The organism is Erwinia rhapontici, from assembly GCF_012271765.1.
Classification (GTDB): domain Bacteria; phylum Pseudomonadota; class Gammaproteobacteria; order Enterobacterales; family Enterobacteriaceae; genus Erwinia; species Erwinia rhapontici.
On record NZ_VRKO01000018.1, the window covers coordinates 120481 to 145578 of the forward strand.

Below are 25098 nucleotides of genomic sequence, written 5' to 3' on the forward strand. Positions count from 1 at the left end.
ACAATAAGGAAATCAGAATGAAATACCTACCCTTTGCTTCCGTGGTACCCCTTGCGCTGTTACTGAGTGCCTGTACTACCGTAGAACCTGCCTATAAGGACATTGGTACCCGGGTGGGGCCCTGTGCTGATGGTGGCCCGGACAGCGTAGCGCAGCAGTTCTACGATCTGCGTACACAACAACCTTCACCGGGATTGCCGGATGCTCAACTGCTGGCAAAGTACCGCCCGCTACTCAGTGATGCGCTCTATCAGTCTCTGATTAACGCACAAACGAAACCGAATAAAACCGCACTGCTGACGGGAGATATCTTCTCCAGTCAGAGCCAGGGTGCTACGGACGCCAGCGTGGCGGATGCTTCGACTATCCCGAATACCGATGCCCGTAACATCCCGTTGCGCGTCACGCTGAAACGGGGTGATACAAGCTGGCAGGATGAAGTGCTGATGGTTCGTGAGGGCACCTGCTGGTCCGTCAGTGATGTGCGCTATCTGGGCCCTAATCCGCATCTTTCCGGCGGCTCACTCGTCCAACTGCTGCAAAAATAAGTCACGAATACGTGCCGCTGGCTGGCGGCACGATGTTTAATGCCGTCTTTATCCCCATAGCATAATTCATACGATCGCCTCCTGCCCCCTGATTTATAATCGTATTATTACTATTTCCAATCTAATTCATTGAACGTAAAATTCGCCGAGCAGATGGTTTATTCAGAAAGTCACACTGGCGCAAAACAAACCAAGCAGGCAGGCACCAATGAAACACATTATAATTACTCAGTTAAAATAATAACAATGTCACTTCAACCTAATGAAAAAAACACAAAAAAGGATGTAAAATGAGTGATACAGAAAGAATTTCAAAACAAATAATAGCGTTAATGAAAACTGACAGCAAACCATTTTATATAAAATACACAACCTTCGCTGGTAATATCGTCAAGGACTTCTCAAGAGATATCGGATATTCTTCTTATGAATACTTTGATACCGAAAACAGATGGATAAATAGATTGGATTCAGACAGGTTATTTAGACGAATTAAATTCGGTATTTCTAATGATGAGATAAGAAAAATAATAGTATTAGTTGTGGGCGAATTTACAAGAAACTCGAGAAAACACGTCACAGACATTATCGCTGAACAAGCAGGAAAGGCTTCTGGGCGAATATTTATAAACAGCATTCTGCTTCAGGACATGGCATCTTACTTTACCAGTAAATTACTTCCCAAGATTATATTCAACGCAACATTCACACTGAGTGTTACAATAGCTGGAGCCAGAGCAAGATCTTTATATGTTTCGAGAAAATTAAAAAACAAGTCACCTTCATTGTTTTATATGATGAGAAAAAAAGATGACCTCGACCTGTTTTATTTTCTTGTCGATGATTACCTGGAACCCTTTATTGACGCACTATCAATAAAGGAAAATAATGAAGAGGAATTTCATGAGATAATAAAAAATATTTTAAGTGGAATTAACTAAATGTCATTTTAATTAATTAGAAATTAGCATATCTATTATCTTAAATCTATCAATTAGTGCCATCAAAGTTCGATAAAAAAACAACAACACCCAAAAAATTCATCAACGGCGTTAGCCCACTCCCTAACACCAATATTTTGAGAAAATATATTATTACATTAACAATGATGTCTTTATTGAAAAATAAAGACAGCCTACTATAATCAGCAATATTAACAGGTGACCAATCAGATCTCCTGAGTTAAAAGAATAGATACCACCATCCTCGACAATTCTTTTTATTGAAAAAATAGCGCTAACAAAAACAAAGCAAAAAAAAGCAAAAAAAAGAAAAGAGATAAAAACCATGAACATTTTAAAGTGCTTTTTTGAATCCATTCAATATAACTCCTGTAAGTTATTCTCACCTTAATGATTTCGACATGCAAATAGCATATTACATGTAATCCACCTGATCCCGGAAGTGACGAACCGTCATGGTTTATCAGAAAAAATTGCATTTCGAAAAAATCATAATTGAAACAATAAATCATTACTTTGCTTGAGATCCGATTCTATGAAAGCCATAAAAATACGACATCTGCAATCACGTGGATATTGTAACCGTAACTTTTAATTAGTTCAATGAGCGTAAATTATTATCATGATTAAATTTCTAGCCACAACCAGTAATCCCTGATTATCGCATGCATTCACGTTAAGAATTCGATGGCGTATTTTAATAATCAGAGGCATACCCTTCATACTTTAAGATGCAGATGCGTTTTCTACACCCATTCGCCCCAGCCACATAGTGATCTATGCTCATGAAGGTTCACGGGCTCGCCATCCTTCTGTAGCACAGTCATTGATCCGATCCCGCGCACATAATTGCATAACAGCCCCGATACATTTCAGTGAAAACCGTAACATCGCGCTATCTTGTGCTACTATTTACTCACCCTGCCCGCATAAATAAATTTTAACGCACAATGATTGCATAACTATGCTGTCGACGTTAAGATTCGCGGCATCAATTGCTATTCACTTTTTGCGCATGAGTATTCAACTAAACGGTATTAACTGCTACTACGGTGCCCACCAGGCGCTTTTTGACATTCAGCTGGCTTGCCCTCAGGGTGAGACGCTGGTATTGCTGGGGCCAAGCGGTGCCGGGAAGAGCTCTCTCCTGCGTGTGTTAAACCTGCTGGAGATGCCGCGTTCCGGTACGCTGGAAATCGCTGGCAATCGCTTTGACTTCACAAAACCCCCTGGCGACGCGGCAATACGCGAACTGCGTCAAAACGTCGGCATGGTGTTCCAACAGTACAATCTCTGGCCTCACCTGACTGTCGTTCAGAACCTGATCGAAGCCCCCTGCCGCGTGCTGGGCTTAAGCAAAGCGCAGGCACATGAACGTGCTGCGAAACTGCTCGATCGCCTGCGTCTGACGACCTTTGCCGACCGTTATCCTCTGCACCTGTCCGGTGGCCAGCAGCAGCGCGTAGCCATTGCTCGTGCTCTGATGATGGAACCGGCTGTGCTGCTGTTCGATGAACCCACCGCTGCACTGGACCCGGAAATCACCGCCCAGATCGTCAGCATCATTCGTGAACTGGCGCAGACCAATATCACCCAGGTGATCGTCACCCATGAAGTGGAAGTGGCGCGTAAAACGGCCAGCCGCGTGGTGTATATGGAAAATGGCTATATTGTCGAACAGGGTGATGCCAGCCGCTTTACACAGCCGCAAACCGAGGCGTTTGCCCATTATCTTTCGCATTAATTGCAGGACATAACGATGAAAAAAATTGTCATTGCCGCACTGTTAGCCGGTTGCAGCCTGAGCGCCAGCGCCACTCAAACCCTTCGTTTTGCTACTGAGGCGTCTTACCCTCCTTTCGAATTCGTGGATTCTGATAATAAGATCCAGGGGTTTGATGTCGATCTGGCCAACGCGCTGTGCCGCGAAATCGGTGCCGAATGTACCTTCACCAACCAGGCGTTCGACAGCCTGATCCCCAGTCTGAAATTCCGTCGTTTTGATGCGGTGATGGCCGGTATGGATATCACGCCTGAGCGTGAAAAACAGGTCCTGTTCACCAAAGCCTATTACGACAACTCTGCGCTGTTTATTATCCAGAAAGATAAAGTCAGCAGCGTAGATGCACTGAAAGGCAAACGCGTGGGTGTGCAGAACGGCACTACACACCAGAAATACCTGAGCGAAAAGCTGCCTGCTATTAACGTTGTGCCATACGACAGCTATCAGAACGCGATCCTCGACCTGAAAAATGGCCGTATCGATGCGGTATTTGGTGATACAGCGGTGGTCAACGAATGGCTGAAACAGAACCCAAATCTGACGCCAATGGGCGAGAAAGTGACGGATAAAGCCTACTTCGGCACCGGCCTCGGCATTGCCGTGCGTCAGGGTAATACCGAGCTTCAGAGCAAATTCGACGCGGCGCTGGACAAGGTGAAAGCCAACGGCACCTATAAGACTATCTACAGCAAGTGGTTTCAGCAGTAATTAATGAGCGAACTTTATACTCTCGCCAGCGCCGCCGGGATGACCGTCGGCCTGGCCGTTTGTGCACTGATTGCCGGTTTAATACTGGCGATGATTTTCGCCGTCTGGGAATCTGCGCGCTGGCGTCCCCTCGCCTGGCTGGGAACCGGACTGGTCACGCTGTTTCGCGGCCTGCCGGAAATCCTTGTGGTGCTGTTTATCTACTTCGGTGCCTCACAGTTGCTGCTGACGCTGTCGGACGGCTTCACCGTTAACCTGGGGTTCGTTCAAATCCCGGTTCAGGTCGCCATTGAGAATTTTGACGTCAGCCCGTTTCTTTGCGGGGTGATTGCGCTGGCTATCCTCTACTCCTCTTATGCATCACAAACCCTGCGCGGTGCGCTGAAAGCCGTACCGTCAGGCCAGTGGGAGTCAGGACAAGCGCTGGGAATGAAGAAGACCGCTATCTTCTTCCGCCTGATTATGCCGCAGATGTGGCGCCATGCGCTGCCCGGCCTCGGCAATCAGTGGTTAGTGCTGTTGAAAGATACCGCGCTGGTCTCCCTGATTAGCGTTAACGATATTATGTTGCAGACCAAAAGCATCGCGACCCGCACCCAGGAACCTTTTACCTGGTACGTTATCGCGGCGGGGATTTACCTGCTGATCACCCTGTTCAGCCAATTCGTCCTGAAACGCATTGAACTGCGCACCACACGCTTTGAGCGGGGAGACTGCTGATGTTGAGTTATTTCCCTGAACTGCTGAAAGGTTTGAATACCAGCCTGATGCTCACCGTAGCGTCACTGCTGCTGGCGTTGATTCTGGCCCTGGTGTTTACCGTGATCCTGGCGTTAAAAGTCCCGGTTCTGAACCAGATGACTCGCGCCTATATCACCCTGTTTACCGGCACCCCACTGCTGGTGCAGATCTTCCTGATCTACTACGGACCAGGACAGTTCCCGGCGATCCAGAATATTCACTGGTTATGGAGCCTGCTTTCACAACCCTGGTTGTGTGCGCTGCTGGCCCTGTCACTGAACAGCGCGGCCTATACCACACTGCTGTTCCACGGCGCGGTGCGTGCTATTCCTGCCGGGCAATGGCAGTCCTGTGCGGCGCTGGGCATGAACCGCCGCGATCAACTGCGAATTTTGCTGCCGTATGCATTCAAACGTGCGCTCTCCTCATACTCCAATGAGGTGGTGCTGGTGTTTAAAAGTACCTCGCTGGCCTACACCATTACGCTGATGGAAGTCATGGGTCACGGGCAAATGCTTTACGGACGCACCTACGATGTCAGCGTGTTTGCCGCCGCCGGGGTGATTTATCTGTGCGTAAACGGATTACTGACCCTGATGATGCGCATGATTGAGCGCCGGGCACTGGCGTTCGAACAGCGGAATTGATGCTTACCGATGCCCGACCCGCACCCGCGCCTCGGGCATTCATGAAAAAAAAGCCTTCGTAGCTCTTTAATCAACGGATAACGAACAGCTTCTGTCGTCGATACTGGTCAGGACAATGAGACCTAAAGGAATTAATAGATGAAAAAACTCGTTCTGGCAGCCTTGCTGGCCAGCGTTGCCTTAGGAACGCAGGCTGCAGACAAGATTCGTTTTGCCTCCTCCGCGACCTACCCTCCCTTTGAATCCCTGAACAGCGATAACCAGATTGTCGGCTTCGATATCGATCTGGCGAAAGCACTGTGCAAACAGATGCAGGCGGAGTGCAGCTTCACCAATAATCCCTTTGACAGTCTGGTTCCTGCGCTGAAGTTCCGCCGCTACGATGCCGTGATTTCCGGTATGGATATCACTGAAGAGCGCCAGAAACAGGTCAGCTTTACTCAACCTTACTACGCCAACTCAGCGATTATTATTGCGCAGAAAGGCAAGTTCACCAGCCTGGATCAGCTGAAGGGTAAACGTGTGGGTATTGAGAACGGCACCACTCACCAGAAGTACCTGCATGATAAGCAGCCGGACATCACGGCGGTGGCCTATGACAGCTACCAGAACGCGATCCTCGACCTGAAAAATAATCGCCTGGATGGCATTTTGGGTGACACCGCAGTGGTCGGCGCCTGGCTTAAGACCAACCCTAATCTCAGCGCCGTCGGCGAGCATATTACGGACAGCAGTTATTTCGGCACGGGTCTGGGTATTGCGGTACGTAAAGATAATGATGCGCTGCTGAAGAAGCTGGACACCGCGCTGGCTGCACTGAAAGCTGACGGAACGATTGATAAACTCAATAAGCAGTGGTTCCCCGAGTAATTTTCGGCATCAGGGCGCGGCATGCCACGCCCCTACCCACATGCTGACGTCATCGTAAGGCATCAGGGCGTGCCACGCCCCGCCCCATATAGTGGTATCATCGTAGGGGTCGGGCATGCCCGACCCACTTTACACCCGCTGCAACAGCGTCAACACTTCGTAATGCGCGGTGTGCGGAAACATATCAAAGATCTGAACTTTGATGATGCGATAGGCTTTCAGACGTCCGATATCGGTGGCCATCGTTTCGGCATTACAGCTGGAATAGAGTATCCAAGGCGGTGCCATTTTTTCCAGATACGCGCAAAGCCCGGCACCAATTCCGCGGCGCGGTGGATTGACCAGCACCAGCTCCGGCACGCTGCCCTCTCCGGTGGCAAAAGCGGTGGAGTCCAGTGCTGCAAAGCTCACTTGTTTCAGTCCCATCTGTTCCGCAGACCGCTGCGCACAGGCAATCGCCTCCTGGCTGATCTCGATCCCCGTCAACTGCATCTCGGGCGTCGCACAATGCAGACCAAAACCACCCACACCGCAGAACAGATCCCACATAGCACTCACCTGCAATTCTCTGACCCAGACTCGCGCAGTGGCATACAGTTCGGCCGCCACCCGTGGATTGGTCTGAAAAAAGCTTTTCGGCAGTACTGACAGCGGCACGTCGTTGAGTTGTTCGGCAAGGACCTGATTATCCGTTAATGGAATCTCTTCCTCCCCCTCCATAATCGCCATCGCCACAGGTTGAATATTGGCAGAAATCACCGCCAATTGAGGCAATGCGCGCTGAAGCTCGGGCAGTGCGGCGCGCAGCTGCGCCAGTTTGGTGGTTGAGCGCAGAACAAAACGTAGCATCAGTTGCCCGTTATGCCGGCTTTCGGTCAACAGGATATATTTCAGTTCACCTCGCCTGCGTGCCACGTTATAGGGCGTCAGCCCGGCACGGGCAATAAACGGGCGTAGTTCAGCAAACACGCTGGCAAAACTGTCAGGATAGAGCGGACAGTCGCTCAGATCGACTGGCGTACCATCACGATGCAACATACCCAGCAGAGGGCGTTCGACGCTGCCGCTGACCACCATTTTGGCTTTATTGCGGAATTTTTGTAGCGGAGAGAGCGCAGGCGGCAACCACTGACCAACCGGAAAACATGCCAACAATTGCTGTAAATGTGACTGTTTTTGAGAAACTTGCCGGGAGTAAGGTGTCTCCAGCCACTGGCAGGAACGGCAACGGCCGGCGTCATAAAGCGCGCAATGCATGATGGAAGCCTGATCTGGGAAGCGAAATGCAGTCGGACAGTATAGCAGTGGAGGATTAACGATAAAACCGTCGGCTACTTTGCGGCACAAAAAGCAGCAACAACACCAAGATATCGGGAAGCTTTTGTACCAGGAGAGAGGGAACGACCTGACTATCATTATCGCTATTAATGCTGAAAATCTCCGGATAGACCCAGCCCATAGACGCCACAAACATATAGATCAGCACCAGCACCTGAGCTGCCAGGAAACCCCAGCGCCCCCAGCTGTGCCCGCGCATCAGGGCAATGGCACAGCGCAGCTCGATAAAGAAGATCAGCTGGCTGGCAATAAAGATCAGCGTTGAATCCCAGGCCTGTGCACTGCGATGCACAAAGTTCATCAGCTCCATCAACCCCAGCTCGTTAGCGAGCAGCAATACGCCGAGGCAGCGGGTAGCAATAATGGCGATACCCGCAATCCATACGGGCACCGGAATGCTTGCCGCGCCGCTGAACAGCGTTTTGCTCTCTCTTATCACTTCAGACATTTCTTCCCTCCTGCTGCTGTCACGCCCTGTGATGGTGCAACTGATCCATCATGGTGTCTTACGGTTGCACTCACAAGAATATTCCCACTGAGAAAAGAAAAAAAGTGTCTTTTATTTCATCGTTGAAAATAAATAATCGGTTTTTCACTTTTATCTTATAGCGAAATTAACCCGCCCTGCCTCAGTTCATTCCGTAAGATTAATGATATGAATGCATTCTGGCACGATATCTGCAATCCGAACCCGGTGGTTCGATCGTTATCGGCAGCAACCACATTATTTTTAGTCCAGGTCGGTCAATAATTCCACTATATGGAACGAAAAATCCGCTATGGGCTATTTGCATAACCTTTGATGAATACCGGGGAGTAGGAACCAGATGTCTGAAGATAAAATAACCCTGTCGGGTGAAAAGTGGTCAGTCGGCAAAGGGGCCTGGCTGGCATTAATATTAGCCATACTGTTTTTTTCCGGCCTGCTGTTTAACGTCGACGGCATGGCATGGCTGGGTGCATTTGATTTCACCACACTGGGTGGCAGTTTCGGCACCATGAAAGATCCGGCCCATAATACCTTTGTCGGTGCGGGCGGACTCAGTGCCAAAGCCGGCTTCCTGTTTGCATTGTCGCTGGTGCCAACCGTGATGCTGGCGCTGGGGCTACTGGAGATCTTCACTCATTACGGCGCCATTCGCGCGGCCCACAAATTGCTGACGCCACTGTTACGTCCCCTGTTAGGTATTCCAGGACGCACAGGGCTGGCCTTAATTACCGATTTACAAAGCACCGATGCAGGTGCGGCATTAACGAAAGAGCTGTACGACAACAAACAGGTGACGAAAAAAGATGTAGTGATCATGGCGGCCTGGCAATATTCCGGCGCAGGGCTGATTAATAACTACTTCTCTATCGGGTCGGCGTTATTTGCTTCGCTGGCCACACCGGTACTGGTCCCGCTGGTGCTGATGTTCGTACTGAAATTTGTTGGCGGCGCTTTTGTCCGTCTGATGCTGAATACCGTTTACAAGCGAGATTTCCAACATGCAGAATAACCCTCAGGTTAGCGTTTCTAATAATCCCTTCGATATCTTTGTGATTGGTGCACGTAAAGGCTTTCATATTGCCATTCATAATTTAATGCCGAACGTGGTGATGGCTTATGTCATTGCTGAAGTGCTGAACCTGCTCGGCGTGATGAAACTGATTGGTACCGTTTTCGCGCCCGTCATGGGGCTGTTCGGCCTGCCCGGTGAAGCGGTTACCGTACTGCTGACCGCCTGGCTCTCCTCCTCTGCCGGAACCGGCGTTGCTATCAGCCTGCTGGCGAAAGGCGTGCTGACCGGGGGAGATATCACTATTCTGGCCCCGGCGATCTTTTTAATGGGTTCTCAGTTACAGTATATGGGCCGCCTGCTCGGTGTTTCCGACGTGCCGAAAAAATACTGGCCGCTGTTAATGCTGACCAGCATTATGAACTCGGTCATCGCGATGCTGGTGATGCGAGTCATTGCGTAACAGAAGCTGAATGGAGTGTATAACGTGTCAAAAGTGTTAGAACATTACCACTACCTGCACGAAATCCCGGAGTTGGGTTTCCAGGAGTTTAAGACCTCGGCCTACATCAGCCAGCAGCTTAAAGCCGCCGGTTATGAGGTTCAGGATCATTTTAATGCCACCACCGGCATTGTCGCTGTGCTGGACAGCGGTGTTCCAGGCCCGACTCTGGCACTGCGTGCCGATATGGATGCGCTGGGGCATATCATCAACGGCATTCCCTGCGCCCGCCATACCTGCGGCCACGACGGTCATTCTTCAGTGGTGCTCACCGCCGCCCAGGAACTGATCGCCGAGCAGGCGATTAAAAAAGGTCGCCTGAAACTGATTTTCCAGCCTGCTGAAGAACTGGGAACCGGCGCGCTGGCGATGATCGACGGCGGGGCAATTGATGATGTCGATATGATCCTCGGTTTCCACGTCCGTCCGGCGGAAGAGTGCGCGGTTGGCACAGCTATCCCTGCCGTGTATTACTCAGCCTGTGTGACCGTTGAAGCCATTATCCGCGGCCAGACCGCGCACGGCGCTCGCCCACACCTTGGCGTCAATGCGCTGGATGCTGGCGTTAGCGCAGTGCAGGCAGTAAATGCGATTCATATGGCACCGAACAGCGTGTGGAGCGTTAAAGCCACGCGTTTCCTCTGCGATGCAGGCGTGACTAACTCGATCCCGGATGAAGCACGCGTGGTGTTCGATCTTCGGGCCGCAAAGAACGAGGATATGATCGAACTGCAACATCGTGTGCAGCGTGCCATTGAGCACAGCGTTGCCGCCTTTGGCGCACAGGCTGAAGTGCAGGTACTGAAAGCCATGCCCGCAGCCGAAATTGATGATGAGATGAGTGCGCTGATCTCCGGCGCGATTGTCGAGGTATTGGGTCAGGACGCTTTACTTGAACCGCGCTCCACGCCGGGCAGTGAAGATTTCTTCCACTATCCGGTGCAGCGTCCTTCAGTGAAGGCCGGTTTCTGGGGCCTGGGCACCGGGTTAGTTCCTGGATTGCACCATCCGGATATGCATTTTGATCTGAATTCATTGCCGGTGGGGATTAAGATTTTCAAAGCCTGTGTGAAGAAGGTGCTTGGGTGATTGATCGCCAAGGAACCTCGTAGAGATAACGGGACGACCTTTTTCCGGTCGTCCCGTTTTCATTGCGGCATAACGTCGCAGGCTGGAAGAAACAGAAGGTCAGCCACGACAGGTCTTGCTTAAACGCGGATTAATGCCCGGCGCGCGCCCTCTGAATGTCTTTCAGGCGCTGCTTCTCTTTACTGGCCATCAAACGCCAGGCAATAAAGCCAACAATCCCCACCACCAGCAGAATCAAGGTTGCCAGCGCGTTAATTTCGGGGTTAATCCCACGGCGCACGGTGGCAAATATCTGCATCGGTAACGTATTAGCACCTGGCCCGGTGACGAAGTTGGAGATCACCAGATCGTCAAGCGACAGGGTAAATGCCAGCAGCCAGCCGGTGACAATGGCAGGCGCAATCATCGGAACCGTGATCACAAAAAACACCTTCAGTGGCGTCGCCCCCAGATCCATCGCCGCCTCTTCAATCGAGCGATCCAGCTCACGCAGACGCGAGTTAATCACCACCGCCACATAGGCGGTGCAGAAGGTGACGTGGGCCAGCCAGATCGTCAGCATCCCGCGCTCAGCAGGCCAGCCGAACGCATTCGCCATGGCCACAAACAACAGCAGCAGCGAAAGCCCGGTGATCACATCCGGCATGACCAGCGGTGCCGTCAGGATAAAGGCAAAGCCAGTGGAGCCTTTAAAGCGGCCGAAGCGCACAATCACCATCGCAGCGATAGTCCCGAGGATCACTGCTGCCGTCGCCGACAGCCCGGCAAGGGACAGGCTAAGCGTTACCGCACGGATCATGGCATCGTCGTTAAACAGTACCTGATACCAGCGCAGCGAGAAGCCCTCCCATGCCGCCAGTTGCGATGAGTTAAACGAATAAATCACCAGCAACAGCATTGGTGCGTACAGGAAGAAGAAACAGACGGCAAGGATAGCCGTGCGCCACTTTGAGCGAATAACCGGTAGCTGACTCACGCTTTATCCCCCTCTTTATTCTGATGTTTATGGAACCAGATAATCGGCAGGATCAGGATCAACAGAATAATCACCGCCAGGGCCGATGCGACCGGCCAGTCACGGTTGTTAAAGAACTCCATCCACACCACGCGCCCGATCATAATACTGTCCGGGCCGCCCAGCAGTTCCGGGATCACGTACTCCCCTACCGCCGGAATAAACACCAGCATCGACCCGGCGATAATGCCGCCTTTGGTCAGCGGCACAATCACACTGAAGAAAGTTCTTATCGGACGTGCGCCGAGATCGAGCGAGGCTTCCACCAGCGAGTAATCAATACGTGTCAGCGCGGTGTAAATCGGCAGCACCATAAACGGCAGATAGCAGTAAACAATACCGATATACACCGCCAGGTCGGTATAAAGAATGGTGATCGGATGATCGATCACCCCCGTCCACATCAGGAATCGATTCAGAATACCGTTATTATTGAGGATGCCCATCCACGCATAAACGCGCACCAGGAACGAGGTCCAGGACGGCAGGATCACCAGCAACAGCAGGATATTGCGCGTAGAAGGTGAAGCATGTGCTACCGCCCATGCCAGCGGATAACCAATCGCTAAACAGATCAGCGTGGCAATCCCCGCCACCTGCAATGAATGCAGGTAGGCATCGATATACAGCGGGTCCTCAGTCAGCATCAGGTAGTTGCCGAAGTTCAGCGCCATGTTCAACTGGCCGTCCGCCCAGCTTAACAGCTCGGTATAGGGCGGGCTTGAACGGGCGATATCGGCAAAACTGATCTTCAGAACAATCAGAAACGGCAGCAGAAATAGCAGCGACAGCCAGAGGTAAGGCAGTCCAATCACCAGCTTACGGCCGTGCGCCATCGACAGGCGCGTCAACAGGCCTTTAATGCCGGTTTGCTGGCCGCTTGGCGGCTCGGGAGGGCGTTCAGAAAATTGGCTCATGATTATACCGTTAAGACCACACAGCTATCGGCATCCCAGCAAAGACGCACTTCGTCACCCCAGGTCGGAGTATCCTTACGGAAGCGATAGGCATTCTGCAACTGGGCACTGATCATCTGCCCGCTATGCAGACGGACATGATAAATCGACAGATCGCCCAGGTAGGCAATATGCACCACTTCACCCACGGCAAAGTTGCAGCCATCGGCCGGGATCTCATCGCATAACATCACTTTTTCCGGGCGCAGCGCCACGGACACCGGAACACCATCAACCACCGACACGTCAGAGGCCACTTTCAGCGGATGGATCAGGCCCGGACTCTCAATAATCAGCCCATCCTCCAGACGTTCACGCAGCAGTCCTTCGAACAGGTTAACTGAACCGATAAATTCGGCACTGAAACGCGTGGTCGGGTGCTCGTAAATTTCTTCCGGTTCACCGATCTGCACAAACTTGCCACGATTCATTATCGCGATGCGGCCCGCCATGGTCATGGCTTCTTCCTGGTCGTGGGTCACCATGACGCAGGTCGCCCCTACACGCTCAAGGATATCCACCACTTCATGCTGCATGCGGTCACGCAGTTTTTTATCCAGCGCGCCCATCGGTTCATCCAGCAGCAGCAGTTTAGGGCGTTTTGCCAGGCTACGGGCCAGTGCGACACGCTGACGCTGACCGCCAGAGAGCTGATGAGGCTTACGTTTGGCAAACTCCTGCATATGCACCAGCGTCAGCATCTCAGCCACACGCTCGGCAATCTCGGCTTTCGGCAGACGGTCCTGTTTCAGTCCAAAGGCGATATTCTGCTCCACCGTCATATGGGGGAACAGGGCGTAGGACTGGAACATCATATTAATGGGGCGCTGATACGGTGGCACATGGGAGAGATCCAGGCCATCCAGCACGATTTGCCCCTGCGTTGGCGCTTCAAAACCGGCCAGCATACGCAGCAGCGTTGATTTACCGCAGCCTGAGGCACCTAACAGAGCGAAAATCTCGCCTTTATAGATGGTGAGGTTCACATCATCCACCGCATGCTGACCATCAAACGATTTGGTCAGATTGCGGATCTCCAGCAGTGGCGTCAGCGCCTTACCTGCTTTGCTTTGAGGACGGGGGATCGCGTCATTCACTACCATTATACTCCGGCGCTAAAAGGCGGGGCCGCTGTGCGGGTTGACGTCTGCCCTGCCCTAAAAAAAACAAAACAGAGGCCGGTAACCGCGCCTCTGCTGCTTAACGAGTGTGAAACGGTTATGGCTTACTTACCACTTTTAACTTTAGTCCATGCACGCGTACGCACACGGTCAAGTTTCGGATCCTGCACCTTCAGGGTGAACAGTTTCGCCATGGTTTCAGGGGTTGGATAGATTCCCGGGTTGTCGCGAATAGCCGCATCAACAAACGGCAGGGAAGCCTTTACACCGCTGGCGTAAAACACCGTATTGGAAATCTGCGCCATCACTTTCGGCTCCATCAGATAGTTAATAAACTGATAGGCTTCATCGACGTTTTTCGCATCTTTCGGGATCGCCAGCATATCGAAGAACGCCAGCGCGCCCTGCTTAGGAATGCTGTAGGCGATATTCACGCCGTTCTTCGCTTCTACAGCGCGGTTTTTCGCCTGGAGAATATCACCTGCCCAACCAATCGCCACGCAGGTATTGCCGTTTGCCAGATCGTTGATGTACTGGGAAGAGTGGAAATAGCGAATGCTCGGACGCAGTTTCAACAGCAGATCGGTCGCCGCCGTATAATCTTTTGCATCGCTGCTGTTCGGATCTTTGCCCATGTAGTTCAGCACAGTCGCGAAGATCTCTTCAGGTGCATCGAGGAAGGAGACGCCACAGCTCTTCAGCTTTTCGAGATTTTCCGGCTTCAGGACCAGATCCCAGCTGTCGACCGGGGCATCTTTACCCAGAGCGGCTTTCACTTTCTCAACGTTATAGCCAATCCCGGTGGTCGCCCACAGATAAGGGATCGCATATTTGTTGCCCGGATCGTGCTGCTCGAGCTTTTTCATCAAATCAGGGTCGAGATTTTTGTAGTTCGGCAGTTTGCTTCTGTCCAGCGGCTGGAACACACCCGACTGAAGCTGACGCGCAAGGAAGCTGGAGGACGGCACAACGACGTCATAACCGGTGCTACCGGCCATCAGTTTGCCTTCCAGTACTTCATTGGAGTCGAATACGTCGTACACCACTTTGATACCGGTTTGCTTTTCAAAATCCGCCACCGTACCCGGCGCAATATAATCAGACCAGTTATAAACGTGCAGCGTCTTGTCTGCGGCCAGTGAGCCAGCAGAGATCGCCATCAGCGTACCCGCTACCACACCTGACAACCATTTTTTACGTTGGTTGAACATTTTCCATCCTCATGAACAGAGATAAACATTTTGCCGGGCAGGTGAACCGGTGAACACCTGCTTTCTTGATAGATAAAGTTTGAAGAATTAAGGCTAAAGAATGAATCATTATTCACCGGCCCGTTAATACTAAAAACCTATATATCTGGGGACGTTGCACGCGTAATGCAGCCACGCAAGAATAGCCCCAGTATCAGGATCAGACCAGCCCCTAGCGTAAAAAACGCCTTTTATCGATTTTTTATGCATGTTTCCTCTATGTGATACGCCATTCACGGCATAAACAGCGACAGATATCTGGCAATATAGGGCAAAATGCAGAATAAAAAGTGGTTATGATCATGCTGAAGTTGGTGTTTAAAACAGCATTTGATTCAGGGGCGTGGAATGAACAGAGGAAACAGGATTAAAACGGGCGGAAAGAGTATCCGCCCGGAAGAAAGCATGAGGTGTAAAAATGCCGATTAATGCAGAACCGAATGCCCCGTGCTCACGGGTGTCCGATCGTCATCTTCACCGATCATCAGTAGATTATTGGCAAAAGCCTCCATGACGATCATCGAAATTTGTTCTTCGCTCTGCTTCATAAAATGGACAAACTGGCCATAGGTCAACCCGGCGGTCACACTCAGCGACTGGCAGACTATCAGTTTCGGCAGATTATCGTCCTGAATATCAAGGAACGCTTTCACCGTCAGCGAACTGGCATTGATCTGTGACAATTCGCCCAGCAGCGGGATCAGGGCCGTGGGTTTGACTTCAGCCAGAGCCGAAAACAGAATGACGTTATCCACCAAATCGAGTTTGGCATCAAACACCCCATCAAAATTCTGCATATGCGGCAGATGTAGTGCCTGGCATGAATCACACTCAAACCAGGTGATGCTTTGCTGATCCAGCCAACGTCGCAATACGTCGAGATCCGGAACGACGAGTGAATCCATATTCTTTGTCTCATGCCGCAATAAAATTGCGCCCTAGCTTACGTAAAAACGCCGCCAAAAACCATGATTACGACAGAAATATGACGCCAGCAGCTGGTTTTAAGCATTAACTCAGGGAGACACTTCCTGGCCACGCCGCCTGAGGCAACAACAGAACGCCCCCTGCCGCTGCAGCATTCAGACCAACGAATATTATGGCCGCGTGGCGTGCGCTGCAATCGTCAGGTCAATTGCCACCCGATCGTCAACAATGCCGACAAGGCGATCAACCCGAAATGCACTGCGCGAAATCGCGGTGGATGCATGCAGTGCCAGCGTTTGTGCCTCTGGCGATAACACACCGTGATTATCCAGCGTCGCCTCCATGATGATCGGACGACGAACATCTTTGACGGATAAAAGACCGAAAATTCTGAACTGCCCCTGCCCCAGTGCCACCACGCGGCTGCTGGTAAAGCGTATCCAGGGATAATGAACCGCATCAAAAAACAGGGCACTTTTCATCTGACTGGTGAGGAGGATGTTTGACGCAACCAGCGTGGCGACCGGTATTTTCACCTCAATATGATCGTCCCAGTCCGCCATGGGATCCAGTATCACCGTTCCCGTCACCCCCTCTAAATGCGCCTGAGAAAACGCGTGGCCAAACGCGCGCCAGGAAAGCCCGATGGCAGTTTTGTCCGTCGAGATGACATAGGTTTCAGGCGCAGCATACAGAACCGGGCTGATCAGCAGTAAAAAACTCAGAAAGCAGCAAGAACGCATCATGGGTAAACCTCTCTTTAGACGTCATTGCGTAAACACCTGACCGCATGATTTTATTCACGGTACTCTCTGCATTACCCTTTTACAGCGTCACCCCTCTGTTGAATAAGATCGCTTCTTGAGGTTAACCACCGGTTTTCAAACAAAAACCCGGCTGGGCCTGCTCTTCAATCCAACCAATCATCATCGCCGCAATATCCAGGCCGGTGGTTTTCTCAATACCTTCTAATCCAGGAGATGCGTTAACTTCCATCACCAGCGGTCCCCGGCTGGCACGCAGAATATCGACGCCGGCCACATCAAGCCCCAGCGTGGTGGCCGCTTTAATCGCTATCTCTCGCTCGCTGTCGCTGATCGTCACACGCCGGGCAGTGCCGCCGCGATGCAGGTTAGAACGAAAATCACCTTCTTTTGCCTCACGCTCGATCGCACCCACCACTTTCCCACCGATCACCAGGCAACGCACGTCACGCCCGCGCGCCTCTTTGATAAACTCCTGTACCAGAATATGAGCATTCAGACCGCGAAAAGCATCAATCACACTTTCCGCAGCCTGGCGGGTTTCTGCCAGCACCACTCCAATCCCCTGGGTACCTTCCACCAGCTTGACCACCAACGGCGCACCGCCCACCATCTCGATCAAATCGCGGGTGTCATCCGGTGAATGGGCAAATCCGGTGATCGGCATGGCAATCCCCGCTCGCGCCAGGAGTTGCAGCGAGCGCAGCTTGTCACGCGCCCTGGCTATCGCCAGCGATTCATTCAGCGGGTAGCTGCCACACATTTCAAACTGGCGCAGTACCGCCGTGCCGTAAAACGTGGTGGCCGAACCAATGCGTGGAATAACCGCGTCATAATGTGACAGCTGGCGACCCCGGTAATGGATAGCCGATGCACCAGGATTGATATTCATATAGCAGGAGAGCGGGTCTATGACGTCAATGCTGTGACCACGCGCTCGCGCGGCCTCCAGCAGACGTTTACACGAGTAAAGCGAACCATCACGGGAAAGAATAGCAATTTTCACCAATAGCCTCCGGGGCCAAAAGGATTAGCGCGTAGCCCAGCCCTGCTGATGAAGGTAATCAAGAATAAACGGACGGCTCTCCTTGATCAGCGTCTTCTGAATGTGCTCGCTCCAGCTTTCCGAGCGACGGTTGCTGTCGCGTGACTGGTAATAGGCCACCAGTTCGCGGTCATATTGCGCCAGTAACGCAGGATCGATCGGCTGATAACAGTTTTCATGCATCAACAGCCCCGCAGGCATACGCGGTTTATGATCAGGATCCTGCTCCGGGCTGCCCAGGCAGAGGCCAAACAGTGGCAGAACGAACTTCGGCAAACCCAGCAGCTCCGTCACATCAGCGATATGGTTACGGATGCCACCAATAAAGCAGCCGCCGAAACCGAGCGATTCGGCAGCGACCAGGGCATTCTGCGCCATCAGAGCCGTATCGATGCAGCCCAGCAGCAGCTGTTCTGCCAGCCCTAATTCAGCGTCCGGGCAGATCTGCTGGTTACGGTTGAAATCGGCGCAAAACACCCAAAACTCGGCGGCTTCGGCAACGTATTTTTGCCCGCCGCTCAAAACGACCAGCGCATTGCGCGTCTCAGTATCCGTAATACGAATAATCGAGGAACACTGCAAAAAGCTGGAGGTGGAGGCCGACTGTGCAGCATCCAGAATCGCGGCACGCTGCTCTGCGGTGATTACCTGGTCGCTGTAAGCGCGAATCGAACGGTGTGAACGCAGTAGTTCAATGGTCGGCGTCATGGGAATCTCCTGATTTGGGCTTATCACGCGAACGGCGCGTGTTAAAAAGTTCGGGTGCCATTACCTTCGCTGTCCGCCACATCATCACCGTGGCAGCAGGCAGCATCAGGGCAATACCGGCAAAGATCATCAACGTTGCTGCAAGCTTACCGGTAAAAGGCGACGGCAAGGGTAGCATTTCATGTAACGTGAGGTAAGACAGGATCAAGAGCAAAATACCGAATACTTCGAGAACTAACACCGCCCGGGGCAGCTGACTAAAGGCACGCATAACGGCTCTCCTGCTAATGACGATATTCCTGCTGAAAGGGGGTTATTAAAGCGCAGTTTGTGCCCTTATGCATAGGTGCTGCGAATCAGACTAACAGGTAATTCCTTCTTCCTTTCAACGGGGGATGCGGGCATCATAAGCGCCATTGAGCAATGAAATGTGATATGAATCACATAAAATTCTGACCCTTTGAGGAGAAACCTATGTTTGCAGTGATTTTTGGACGCCCTGGCTGCCCTTACTGTGTTCGCGCGACCGAGCTGGCAGAAAAACTGACTGAAGAACGTGAAGACTTCAATTTCCGCTATATCGATATTCACGCGGAAGGGATCACTAAAGCTGACTTAGAGAAGACGGTGGGTAAGCCGGTAGAAACCGTGCCGCAGATCTTCCTCGACTCAACCCACATTGGCGGCTGCACTGATTTCGAAGCCTATGCCAAAGAGAATCTGGGCCTGTTCCAGTAATCATCACCGCAGCCATGATGACTGTCAGGGCCGATCGTTGAGATCGGCCCTTTGCTTTTGCAGCAATGCTATAAACGCCCTTTCCCATCCTGCTGGTGATGGATATCCATCAGCGTGCGCCACAGCATCACGCCCAAGGTGCCAGACCCGCACCAGAATACCGCACTGGCAATAAACGCAATCTCCTGCCCAAGGCCCACAGAGTTAAAACCGTCTGACTGCATCAGCACCAGGCAAGGAGGGGACGCCAGTGCGATAGCAATGACCATTGCGGTCAGTGGGGACTCTTTTGAGGTCAACGCGGCCAGTGCGCCCGGCAGCACAAACAACAACAGACCCAACTGCGCATGCCCGATGTACCCTGCGGGCAGCGGATAGCGCACGGCGATATAGATAGCACCATAGAGTGCGCTACAGGCAATCAGGCCTGTCCAACGGATACCTTTTATCCACACGGGAATTTTCTCCAGGTTATTTAAAACCCAATTCAATTCAACGCATCAATTAGCCATTTCAGTCACTATGGGTAATTGCCGTTTTTGGTCAGCCTATTCGATAAAAACAGAACGGGTAACAAATAAGCGTGCCGGAGACTGGCTGTCAATCGGCATAGGGATTAACATAGTGGTGCAATTTATCTGGCTGTTGGCAAGTCCTGTTAACCCACAGCGGACGAATGACGAACACAGGGTGGAATCTAGCGTATAAACCCCTTTTCTTCAATAGGTTACTGGTAAACAAGAAGTTAAACCGTGAATATAAACATCGCAGATTTGTTAAGTGGAAATTACATTCTGTTATTATTTGTCGTACTCGCCCTGGGGTTATGTTTAGGCAAACTTCGGTTAGGATCTGTTCAACTGGGTAATTCTATTGGTGTTTTAGTTGTTTCATTACTGCTCGGCCAGCAGCATTTTTCGATTAATACTGAAGCACTCAATCTCGGCTTTATGTTATTTATTTTTTGTGTCGGCGTGGAAGCCGGGCCGAATTTTTTCTCTATTTTCTTCCGCGATGGAAAAAACTATCTCATGCTGGCGATTGTCATGGTCACCAGTGCGATGATACTTGCGCTTGGACTCGGGAAACTGTTCGGCTGGGATATCGGCCTGACCGCCGGGATGCTGGCCGGTTCAATGACCTCCACGCCGGTGCTGGTTGGCGCGGGCGATACCCTGCGGCAAACCCTCACCGACGAGAAAAGCCTGACGCTGGCACAGGATCATCTTAGCCTTGGCTATGCGCTGACCTACCTGATGGGCCTGGTAAGTTTGATTATTGGTGCACGTTACCTGCCTAAATTACAGCATCAGGACCTGCCGACCAGCGCACAGCAGATTGCCCGCGAACGTGGGCTGGACCCGGACAGCCAGCGCAAAGTCTATTTGCCAGTGATCCGCGCCTATCGCGTTGGCCCGGAACTGGTTGCCTGGAGCGATGGGAAGAATCTGCGTGAGCTGGGTATCTACCGTCAAACCGGCTGCTACATTGAGCGAATTCGCCGTAATGGCATTCTCGCCAACCCCGACGGCGATGCCCTGCTCCAACCTGGCGATGAGATCTCGCTGGTAGGCTATCCTGACGCGCATTCCCGCCTGGATCCGAGCTTCCGTAACGGAAAAGAAGTGTTCGACCGCGACCTGCTGGATATGCGCATCGTCAATGAAGAGATCGTGGTTAAGAATAACAATGCCGTGAATAAACGTCTGAGCCAGTTGAAGCTGACAGACCACGGCTGCTTCCTTAACCGGGTGATCCGCAGCCAGATCGAAATGCCTATCGACGACAACATTATCCTGAACAAAGGCGATGTGTTGCACATCAGCGGTGAAGCACGACGCGTGAAATCCGTCGCCGACCGCATCGGCTTTATCTCGATTCACAGTCAGATGACCGACCTGCTGGCATTTTGTGCCTTCTTTATCGTCGGCCTGATGATCGGGATGATCACCTTCCAGTTCAGCAGCTTTAGTTTCGGCATTGGCAACGCGGCAGGTCTGCTGTTTGCCGGTATTATGCTGGGATTCCTGCGTGCCAATCATCCAACCTTTGGCTACATTCCTCAGGGCGCGCTGACGATGGTGAAAGAGTTCGGGCTGATGGTATTTATGGCGGGTGTCGGTTTAAGCGCCGGTAGCGGCATCACCCACGGTTTAGGCGAAACCGGTCTGCTGATGCTGGGTGCCGGGCTGGTTGTCAGTCTGGTGCCGGTGATTATCTGCTTCCTGTTCGGTGCCTGGGTACTGAAAATGAACCGCGCCCTGCTGTTTGGCGCCATTATGGGTGCCCGCACCTGCGCCCCGGCGATGGAAATAATCAGCGATACTGCACGCAGTAACATCCCGGCACTGGGCTATGCAGGAACCTATGCCATTGCTAACGTTTTACTGACGCTGGCTGGAACATTAATCGTGATAATCTGGCCGATTTTAGGCGGATAAAATAATTAATCGATTTCAGAGAACTTTTGTGACGGCGTGAAGTCTTAATTTATGCCACTGCTTTTCTTTGAAATCCCCTTATTGTGGAGCCCGTTAATCTTATGATTTTCGGGTTTTTTTCTTTTCTGCTCCTGTCCGATTTTCTGCGGCCTTCTTAATGTTTCCTTAAGCCCCTCACGGCAAAGTAGCACCATGCTCCCCTGGTCGCCAAACTGTCATGAAATCATCATTAATTCTCAACAAAAGCCAAACGAATCGTGTAATTAAGAGCGATTCTCTTTACCCCTTGCCCACACACTTTTACCTTAAGCAATTCGTGCTACTGATCCTCAGCGCCATGGTGTTTATCTGGTTGTCGCGCAGTGAAAGCATCGATATGGCGATCACTCGCCTGTGGTTTGACCCGCTGACACAGCAATTTCCGTGGAAAGATAATCACTGGCTTGATTTGATTAACCATCGGCTGCTTAAACAGATGGTCATTGGCGGGGGTATCGTACTGCTGCTGGCCGGCGTGGTACGCCGTCAGCCACGCTGGGTATTAGTGGCATTGTTGATGGGCATTGGCCCGCTGGTGGTGGGCGTACTCAAGGCCACCAGTGCCCACTCCTGTCCGTGGGATCTGGTGGAATTTGGGGGGAAGGCGGTCTCATACCCGTTGTTCGGCGCTGTCCCGGTGAACAGCGGGCCGGGACGCTGTTTCCCCGGCGGCCATGCATCCAGCGGCTTCAGTGCCCTGGCGCTGTTTTTTCTGTTCTACCCACAACGCACACGCCTGGCCTGGGCCTGCTGGTGGGCAGCCCTGGCCGTTGGCATGGTGATGGGCTTTGGACAGATTATGCGCGGCGCCCACTTTCTCTCCCACAACCTGTGGGCAGCATGGTGGGTCTGGCTGACGCAATGTGTGACTTTCGGATGCGTAACGTATCTGCTTAACAAGACGAGGAAATCAACATGATGGAAGAGCTGAACCGGGCACTGTTTCTTTGGGTCAATGCCAACGCGGCGTCACCCGAATGGCTGATCGACCTGGCCACCTTTATTGCCCGCGATGTGATCGCCATTGTTCCCCTGCTGATCGTGGGCCTGTGGCTGTGGGGGCCTCGCAGCCAGCTCACTTCACAACGTGTGCTGGTGGTTAAAACCGGCATAGCACTGCTTTACGCCCTTGCGATTTCCTGGTGCCTGGCGCAACTCTTCCCACACCCGCGCCCTTTTGCTATTGGTCTGGGGCATCAGTTCCTGTCACATGCGCCGGATGACTCTTACCCCAGCGATCACGGTACGGTGATCTTTACCTTTGCCATTGCCTTTATCTGCTGGCACCGCCTGTGGTCAGGCGCGATTTTGATGGTGACTGGCGCAGCCATTGCGTGGTCGCGCGTTTATCTGGGCGTACACTGGCCGCTGGATATGCTGGGTGGCATGCTGGTGGGACTGCTCTCCTGCCTGTTTGCGCAAATATTCTGGCAGTTGTTTGGCGCGACATTGCTACCCCGCCTCTCTTCTCTCTATCGGGCGTTGTTTGCCTTCCCCATCAGTAAAGGATGGGTACGCGATTAATCCAACATGATGGGCCTGATTATTCAGGCTCTTTTACTTTGATGCAGATCACACCTCTCCCTGTTTTTTTAAAAAATGCACGGCTATTTCATGCAAATCACTTTTTGCTTATTGCGCAACATCATCAACCTATCTCCCAGATATTATGCGTGTTGCGCAAGGCGCTTAAATTAACCGCAAACCACTCCACTAAAAAAAATACAACCCATTGATAATTAAAAAATTACGAAAAACAAAGCTGATATTTTCGCCGCCTACGCTCACTATTTCACCATACCAAAATGATAAAAATCAGTGTAAATACCTGTTTAAACACTCATTACCTGGTCAATAACCCCTTCAAAAACCCACCCTACAGATGTTCACACTAAAAAAGGTGATGGAAATGTGATTTCGATCACCGGTAACCCCAAAGACAGTGCTTTCTTCTATTTTTTCTAGTGGTAGAGTGTGCGCCATAAAATCAGAGTAATTAATTAAAGCCGTAATCAGGGGTTAATTCTGATATCGCGGAAGGAATACGATTTAGTTAATTGTTTTAACATTTCAACCCTGGAGAAATCATGGACACATCCCAAACGGCGGTGTTGAGCCCCGAAGCAACGCAGGATGCCAGCGCGTGGCGTAAAACTGACACTATGTGGATGCTCGGCCTTTATGGTACGGCGATTGGTGCGGGCGTACTGTTTCTGCCAATCAATGCCGGAATTGGTGGCCTGATCCCGTTGATCATCATGGCCGTACTGGCCTTCCCGATGACCTATTTTGCTCACCGTGGACTCTGCCGCTTCGTCTTGTCTGGCCGTAATCCGGGCGAAGATATTACTGAAGTGGTTGAAGAACATTTTGGCGTGGGTGCCGGTAAGCTGATCACCCTGCTCTACTTCTTTGCCATCTATCCGATCCTGCTGGTCTACAGCGTGGCGATCACCAATACCGTGGAAAGCTTCATGACTCACCAGTTGCAGATTCAGGCACCGCCACGTGCGCTGCTGTCTCTGATTCTGATTGTCGGTCTGATGACGATTGTGCGTTTTGGTAAAGAGATCATCGTCAAAACGATGAGCGTGCTGGTTTATCCGTTTGTTCTGGTACTGATGCTGCTGGCGTTATACCTGATCCCACACTGGAGCAGCGCAATCTTCGACAACGTCAGCCTGAGTGGCAGCGGAAAAGGTCTGATGATGACTTTGTGGCTGGCCATCCCGGTCATGGTGTTCTCCTTCAACCACTCACCGATTATCTCTGCCTTTGCCGTTGCCAAACGCGAAGAGTACGGCGACCAGGCTGAACCAAAATGCTCACGCATTCTGGCACGCAGCCATATCATGATGGTGCTTACCGTGATGTTCTTCGTGTTCAGCTGTGTATTGAGCCTGACACCGGAAAACCTGGCGGAAGCCAAGTCCCAGAACATCTCTATTCTGTCTTATCTGGCGAACCACTTTGACACCCCGCTGATGGCGTGGCTGGCACCAATTATTGCGATGGTGGCCATTACCAAATCCTTCCTGGGCCACTATCTGGGTGCACGTGAAGGCTTTAATGGTACGGTGAATAAGATGCTGCGCAGCCGGGGTAAAACCATTGCCGAGCATAAACTGAACCGCTTTACCGCGCTGTTTATGCTGGTGACGACCTGGATTGTGGCAACACTCGATCCAAGCATTCTCGGCCTGATTGAGAGCCTGGGTGGCCCCATCATCGCCGTGCTGTTGTTCCTGATGCCGATGTACGCGATTAACAAAGTCCCGGCGATGCGCAAATACAGCGGCAAGCTGAGCAATGTGTTTGTCGTGCTGGTAGGCCTGGTGGCAATTTCCGCCGTGGCGTATGACCTGATCTGATGTTCACAGGGTCAGTCATGCCTGACCCCTACCGCT

27 protein-coding genes are annotated in these 25098 nt (G+C 51.7%); 15 read left to right on the forward strand and 12 right to left on the reverse strand.

All coding sequences use genetic code 11. From position 1 onward, the window contains the following. The first annotated feature begins 17 nt into the window (after positions 1–17). The 7 genes from FVB43_RS23435 to FVB43_RS23465 all read left to right on the forward strand — a co-directional run bounded on the left by FVB43_RS23435 (position 18) and on the right by FVB43_RS23465 (position 6259). Positions 18–548, forward strand: a complete 531-nt coding sequence (locus FVB43_RS23435; protein WP_159338118.1) for a lipoprotein — start codon at positions 18–20, stop codon at positions 546–548. 290 nt (positions 549–838) lie between these two features. Then, the gene (locus tag FVB43_RS23440; protein ID WP_159338117.1) at positions 839–1489 is read left to right on the forward strand and encodes a hypothetical protein; all 651 of its coding nucleotides are present in this window, start codon (positions 839–841) and stop codon (positions 1487–1489) included. A gap of 1036 nt (positions 1490–2525) precedes the next feature. Then, positions 2526–3254 carry an arginine ABC transporter ATP-binding protein ArtP gene (gene artP / locus FVB43_RS23445; RefSeq protein WP_159338116.1) on the forward strand — a complete coding sequence of 243 codons (729 nt, stop codon included), beginning with the start codon at positions 2526–2528 and terminating at the stop codon, positions 3252–3254. A gap of 15 nt (positions 3255–3269) precedes the next feature. Next, positions 3270–4001: an arginine ABC transporter substrate-binding protein gene (gene artJ, locus FVB43_RS23450; protein WP_133841068.1), complete on the forward strand. Its 732-nt coding sequence runs from the start codon at positions 3270–3272 to the stop codon at positions 3999–4001. Between the two features lie 3 nt (positions 4002–4004). Then, a complete protein-coding gene (gene artQ, locus FVB43_RS23455) occupies positions 4005–4721 on the forward strand; it encodes an arginine ABC transporter permease ArtQ (RefSeq protein WP_133841069.1) in 717 nt (238 codons plus the stop codon). Then, entirely contained in the window at positions 4721–5389 is a 669-nt protein-coding gene (artM, locus tag FVB43_RS23460; RefSeq protein ID WP_159338114.1) for an arginine ABC transporter permease ArtM, read from the forward strand. Before artQ ends, artM begins: the two co-directional genes overlap by 1 nt. 138 nt (positions 5390–5527) lie before the next feature. Further along, positions 5528–6259: an arginine ABC transporter substrate-binding protein gene (locus FVB43_RS23465; protein ID WP_133841071.1), complete on the forward strand. Its 732-nt coding sequence runs from the start codon at positions 5528–5530 to the stop codon at positions 6257–6259. Between the two features lie 129 nt (positions 6260–6388). On the opposite strand, the gene rlmC is transcribed toward FVB43_RS23465, so the two are convergent. Together rlmC and FVB43_RS23475 are read right to left on the reverse strand one after the other, a co-directional pair. Further along, complete coding sequence (rlmC, locus tag FVB43_RS23470; RefSeq protein ID WP_133841072.1) at positions 6389–7516, reverse strand: 23S rRNA (uracil(747)-C(5))-methyltransferase RlmC; 1128 nt, start codon at positions 7514–7516, stop codon at positions 6389–6391. A gap of 55 nt (positions 7517–7571) precedes the next feature. Continuing rightward, positions 7572–8045 (reverse strand): YbjO family protein, encoded by a 474-nt coding sequence (locus FVB43_RS23475; RefSeq protein WP_133841073.1) that lies wholly within the window; start codon positions 8043–8045, stop codon positions 7572–7574. Between the two features lie 379 nt (positions 8046–8424). Here FVB43_RS23475 and FVB43_RS23480 point away from each other — a divergent pair, with 379 nt between their 5' ends. From FVB43_RS23480 to FVB43_RS23490, 3 genes are read left to right on the forward strand one after another with little or no spacing between them, the layout of a single operon-like run. Beyond that, complete coding sequence (locus FVB43_RS23480; protein WP_133841074.1) at positions 8425–9096, forward strand: nucleoside recognition domain-containing protein; 672 nt, start codon at positions 8425–8427, stop codon at positions 9094–9096. Further along, a complete protein-coding gene (locus tag FVB43_RS23485) occupies positions 9086–9559 on the forward strand; it encodes a YjiG family protein (RefSeq protein WP_133841075.1) in 474 nt (157 codons plus the stop codon). The genes FVB43_RS23480 and FVB43_RS23485 overlap by 11 nt, the downstream gene beginning before the upstream one ends. A 24-nt stretch (positions 9560–9583) precedes the next feature. Continuing rightward, positions 9584–10687 carry an amidohydrolase gene (locus FVB43_RS23490; RefSeq protein ID WP_167864871.1) on the forward strand — a complete coding sequence of 368 codons (1104 nt, stop codon included), beginning with the start codon at positions 9584–9586 and terminating at the stop codon, positions 10685–10687. A gap of 130 nt (positions 10688–10817) precedes the next feature. On the opposite strand, the gene potI is transcribed toward FVB43_RS23490, so the two are convergent. The 9 genes from potI to FVB43_RS23535 form a co-directional block, all read right to left on the reverse strand. Then, positions 10818–11663: a putrescine ABC transporter permease PotI gene (potI, locus tag FVB43_RS23495; RefSeq protein WP_133841077.1), complete on the reverse strand. Its 846-nt coding sequence runs from the start codon at positions 11661–11663 to the stop codon at positions 10818–10820. Next, positions 11660–12619: a putrescine ABC transporter permease PotH gene (potH, locus tag FVB43_RS23500; protein ID WP_133841078.1), complete on the reverse strand. Its 960-nt coding sequence runs from the start codon at positions 12617–12619 to the stop codon at positions 11660–11662. The genes potI and potH overlap by 4 nt, the downstream gene beginning before the upstream one ends. A gap of 2 nt (positions 12620–12621) precedes the next feature. Further along, entirely contained in the window at positions 12622–13755 is a 1134-nt protein-coding gene (gene potG / locus FVB43_RS23505; RefSeq protein ID WP_159338129.1) for a putrescine ABC transporter ATP-binding subunit PotG, read from the reverse strand. Positions 13756–13883: 128 nt separating this feature from the next. Continuing rightward, positions 13884–14990 carry a spermidine/putrescine ABC transporter substrate-binding protein PotF gene (gene potF / locus FVB43_RS23510; RefSeq protein ID WP_133841080.1) on the reverse strand — a complete coding sequence of 369 codons (1107 nt, stop codon included), beginning with the start codon at positions 14988–14990 and terminating at the stop codon, positions 13884–13886. Between the two features lie 464 nt (positions 14991–15454). Continuing rightward, the gene (locus tag FVB43_RS23515) at positions 15455–15934 is read right to left on the reverse strand and encodes a YbjN domain-containing protein (RefSeq protein WP_133841081.1); all 480 of its coding nucleotides are present in this window, start codon (positions 15932–15934) and stop codon (positions 15455–15457) included. Between the two features lie 192 nt (positions 15935–16126). Further along, the gene (locus FVB43_RS23520; RefSeq protein ID WP_133841082.1) at positions 16127–16702 is read right to left on the reverse strand and encodes a YceI family protein; all 576 of its coding nucleotides are present in this window, start codon (positions 16700–16702) and stop codon (positions 16127–16129) included. Positions 16703–16823: 121 nt separating this feature from the next. Further along, entirely contained in the window at positions 16824–17726 is a 903-nt protein-coding gene (gene rimK / locus FVB43_RS23525; protein ID WP_133841083.1) for a 30S ribosomal protein S6--L-glutamate ligase, read from the reverse strand. A 24-nt stretch (positions 17727–17750) separates the two neighbouring features. Continuing rightward, positions 17751–18473 carry an oxygen-insensitive NADPH nitroreductase gene (gene nfsA, locus FVB43_RS23530; protein WP_133841084.1) on the reverse strand — a complete coding sequence of 241 codons (723 nt, stop codon included), beginning with the start codon at positions 18471–18473 and terminating at the stop codon, positions 17751–17753. Then, entirely contained in the window at positions 18457–18744 is a 288-nt protein-coding gene (locus FVB43_RS23535) for a YbjC family protein (RefSeq protein WP_133841085.1), read from the reverse strand. Before FVB43_RS23535 ends, nfsA begins: the two co-directional genes overlap by 17 nt. 203 nt (positions 18745–18947) lie before the next feature. Between FVB43_RS23535 and FVB43_RS23540 the strand changes: the two genes are divergently transcribed. After that, a complete protein-coding gene (locus tag FVB43_RS23540; RefSeq protein WP_133841086.1) occupies positions 18948–19211 on the forward strand; it encodes a GrxA family glutaredoxin in 264 nt (87 codons plus the stop codon). Between the two features lie 68 nt (positions 19212–19279). On the opposite strand, the gene ybjM is transcribed toward FVB43_RS23540, so the two are convergent. After that, the gene (ybjM, locus tag FVB43_RS23545) at positions 19280–19666 is read right to left on the reverse strand and encodes an inner membrane protein YbjM (RefSeq protein WP_159338111.1); all 387 of its coding nucleotides are present in this window, start codon (positions 19664–19666) and stop codon (positions 19280–19282) included. Positions 19667–19963: 297 nt separating this feature from the next. Here ybjM and FVB43_RS23550 point away from each other — a divergent pair, with 297 nt between their 5' ends. The 4 genes from FVB43_RS23550 (at position 19964) to FVB43_RS23565 (ending at position 25062) form a co-directional block, all read left to right on the forward strand. After that, the gene (locus FVB43_RS23550) at positions 19964–21652 is read left to right on the forward strand and encodes an aspartate:alanine antiporter (protein ID WP_133841088.1); all 1689 of its coding nucleotides are present in this window, start codon (positions 19964–19966) and stop codon (positions 21650–21652) included. 217 nt (positions 21653–21869) lie between these two features. Continuing rightward, positions 21870–22610 carry a phosphatase PAP2 family protein gene (locus tag FVB43_RS23555; protein ID WP_133841089.1) on the forward strand — a complete coding sequence of 247 codons (741 nt, stop codon included), beginning with the start codon at positions 21870–21872 and terminating at the stop codon, positions 22608–22610. Beyond that, positions 22610–23215, forward strand: a complete 606-nt coding sequence (ybjG, locus tag FVB43_RS23560; RefSeq protein WP_159338128.1) for an undecaprenyl-diphosphate phosphatase — start codon at positions 22610–22612, stop codon at positions 23213–23215. Before FVB43_RS23555 ends, ybjG begins: the two co-directional genes overlap by 1 nt. 563 nt (positions 23216–23778) lie before the next feature. Next, positions 23779–25062, forward strand: a complete 1284-nt coding sequence (locus FVB43_RS23565) for an HAAAP family serine/threonine permease (protein ID WP_159338109.1) — start codon at positions 23779–23781, stop codon at positions 25060–25062. Positions 25063–25098 lie beyond the last annotated feature (36 nt).

Bases quoted from the DNA above. Each gene is read 5' to 3' on its own strand.
- FVB43_RS23565 (WP_159338109.1), top strand. From the start codon at position 23,779: ATGGACACATCCCAAACGGCGGTGTTGAGCCCCGAAGCAACGCAGGAT.
- FVB43_RS23515 (WP_133841081.1), bottom strand. From the start codon at position 15,934: ATGGATTCACTCGTCGTTCCGGATCTCGACGTATTGCGACGTTGGCTG.
- artP (WP_159338116.1), top strand. From the start codon at position 2,526: ATGAGTATTCAACTAAACGGTATTAACTGCTACTACGGTGCCCACCAG.
- FVB43_RS23435 (WP_159338118.1), top strand. From the start codon at position 18: ATGAAATACCTACCCTTTGCTTCCGTGGTACCCCTTGCGCTGTTACTG.
- nfsA (WP_133841084.1), bottom strand. From the start codon at position 18,473: ATGACGCCGACCATTGAACTACTGCGTTCACACCGTTCGATTCGCGCT.
- rlmC (WP_133841072.1), bottom strand. From the start codon at position 7,516: ATGCATTGCGCGCTTTATGACGCCGGCCGTTGCCGTTCCTGCCAGTGG.
- FVB43_RS23440 (WP_159338117.1), top strand. From the start codon at position 839: ATGAGTGATACAGAAAGAATTTCAAAACAAATAATAGCGTTAATGAAA.
- FVB43_RS23555 (WP_133841089.1), top strand. From the start codon at position 21,870: ATGAAATCATCATTAATTCTCAACAAAAGCCAAACGAATCGTGTAATT.
- artJ (WP_133841068.1), top strand. From the start codon at position 3,270: ATGAAAAAAATTGTCATTGCCGCACTGTTAGCCGGTTGCAGCCTGAGC.
- FVB43_RS23465 (WP_133841071.1), top strand. From the start codon at position 5,528: ATGAAAAAACTCGTTCTGGCAGCCTTGCTGGCCAGCGTTGCCTTAGGA.
- FVB43_RS23540 (WP_133841086.1), top strand. From the start codon at position 18,948: ATGTTTGCAGTGATTTTTGGACGCCCTGGCTGCCCTTACTGTGTTCGC.
- FVB43_RS23475 (WP_133841073.1), bottom strand. From the start codon at position 8,045: ATGTCTGAAGTGATAAGAGAGAGCAAAACGCTGTTCAGCGGCGCGGCA.
- ybjG (WP_159338128.1), top strand. From the start codon at position 22,610: ATGGAAGAGCTGAACCGGGCACTGTTTCTTTGGGTCAATGCCAACGCG.
- FVB43_RS23535 (WP_133841085.1), bottom strand. From the start codon at position 18,744: ATGCGTGCCTTTAGTCAGCTGCCCCGGGCGGTGTTAGTTCTCGAAGTA.
- FVB43_RS23485 (WP_133841075.1), top strand. From the start codon at position 9,086: ATGCAGAATAACCCTCAGGTTAGCGTTTCTAATAATCCCTTCGATATC.
- artM (WP_159338114.1), top strand. From the start codon at position 4,721: ATGTTGAGTTATTTCCCTGAACTGCTGAAAGGTTTGAATACCAGCCTG.
- FVB43_RS23520 (WP_133841082.1), bottom strand. From the start codon at position 16,702: ATGATGCGTTCTTGCTGCTTTCTGAGTTTTTTACTGCTGATCAGCCCG.
- artQ (WP_133841069.1), top strand. From the start codon at position 4,005: ATGAGCGAACTTTATACTCTCGCCAGCGCCGCCGGGATGACCGTCGGC.
- potH (WP_133841078.1), bottom strand. From the start codon at position 12,619: ATGAGCCAATTTTCTGAACGCCCTCCCGAGCCGCCAAGCGGCCAGCAA.
- FVB43_RS23480 (WP_133841074.1), top strand. From the start codon at position 8,425: ATGTCTGAAGATAAAATAACCCTGTCGGGTGAAAAGTGGTCAGTCGGC.
- potF (WP_133841080.1), bottom strand. From the start codon at position 14,990: ATGTTCAACCAACGTAAAAAATGGTTGTCAGGTGTGGTAGCGGGTACG.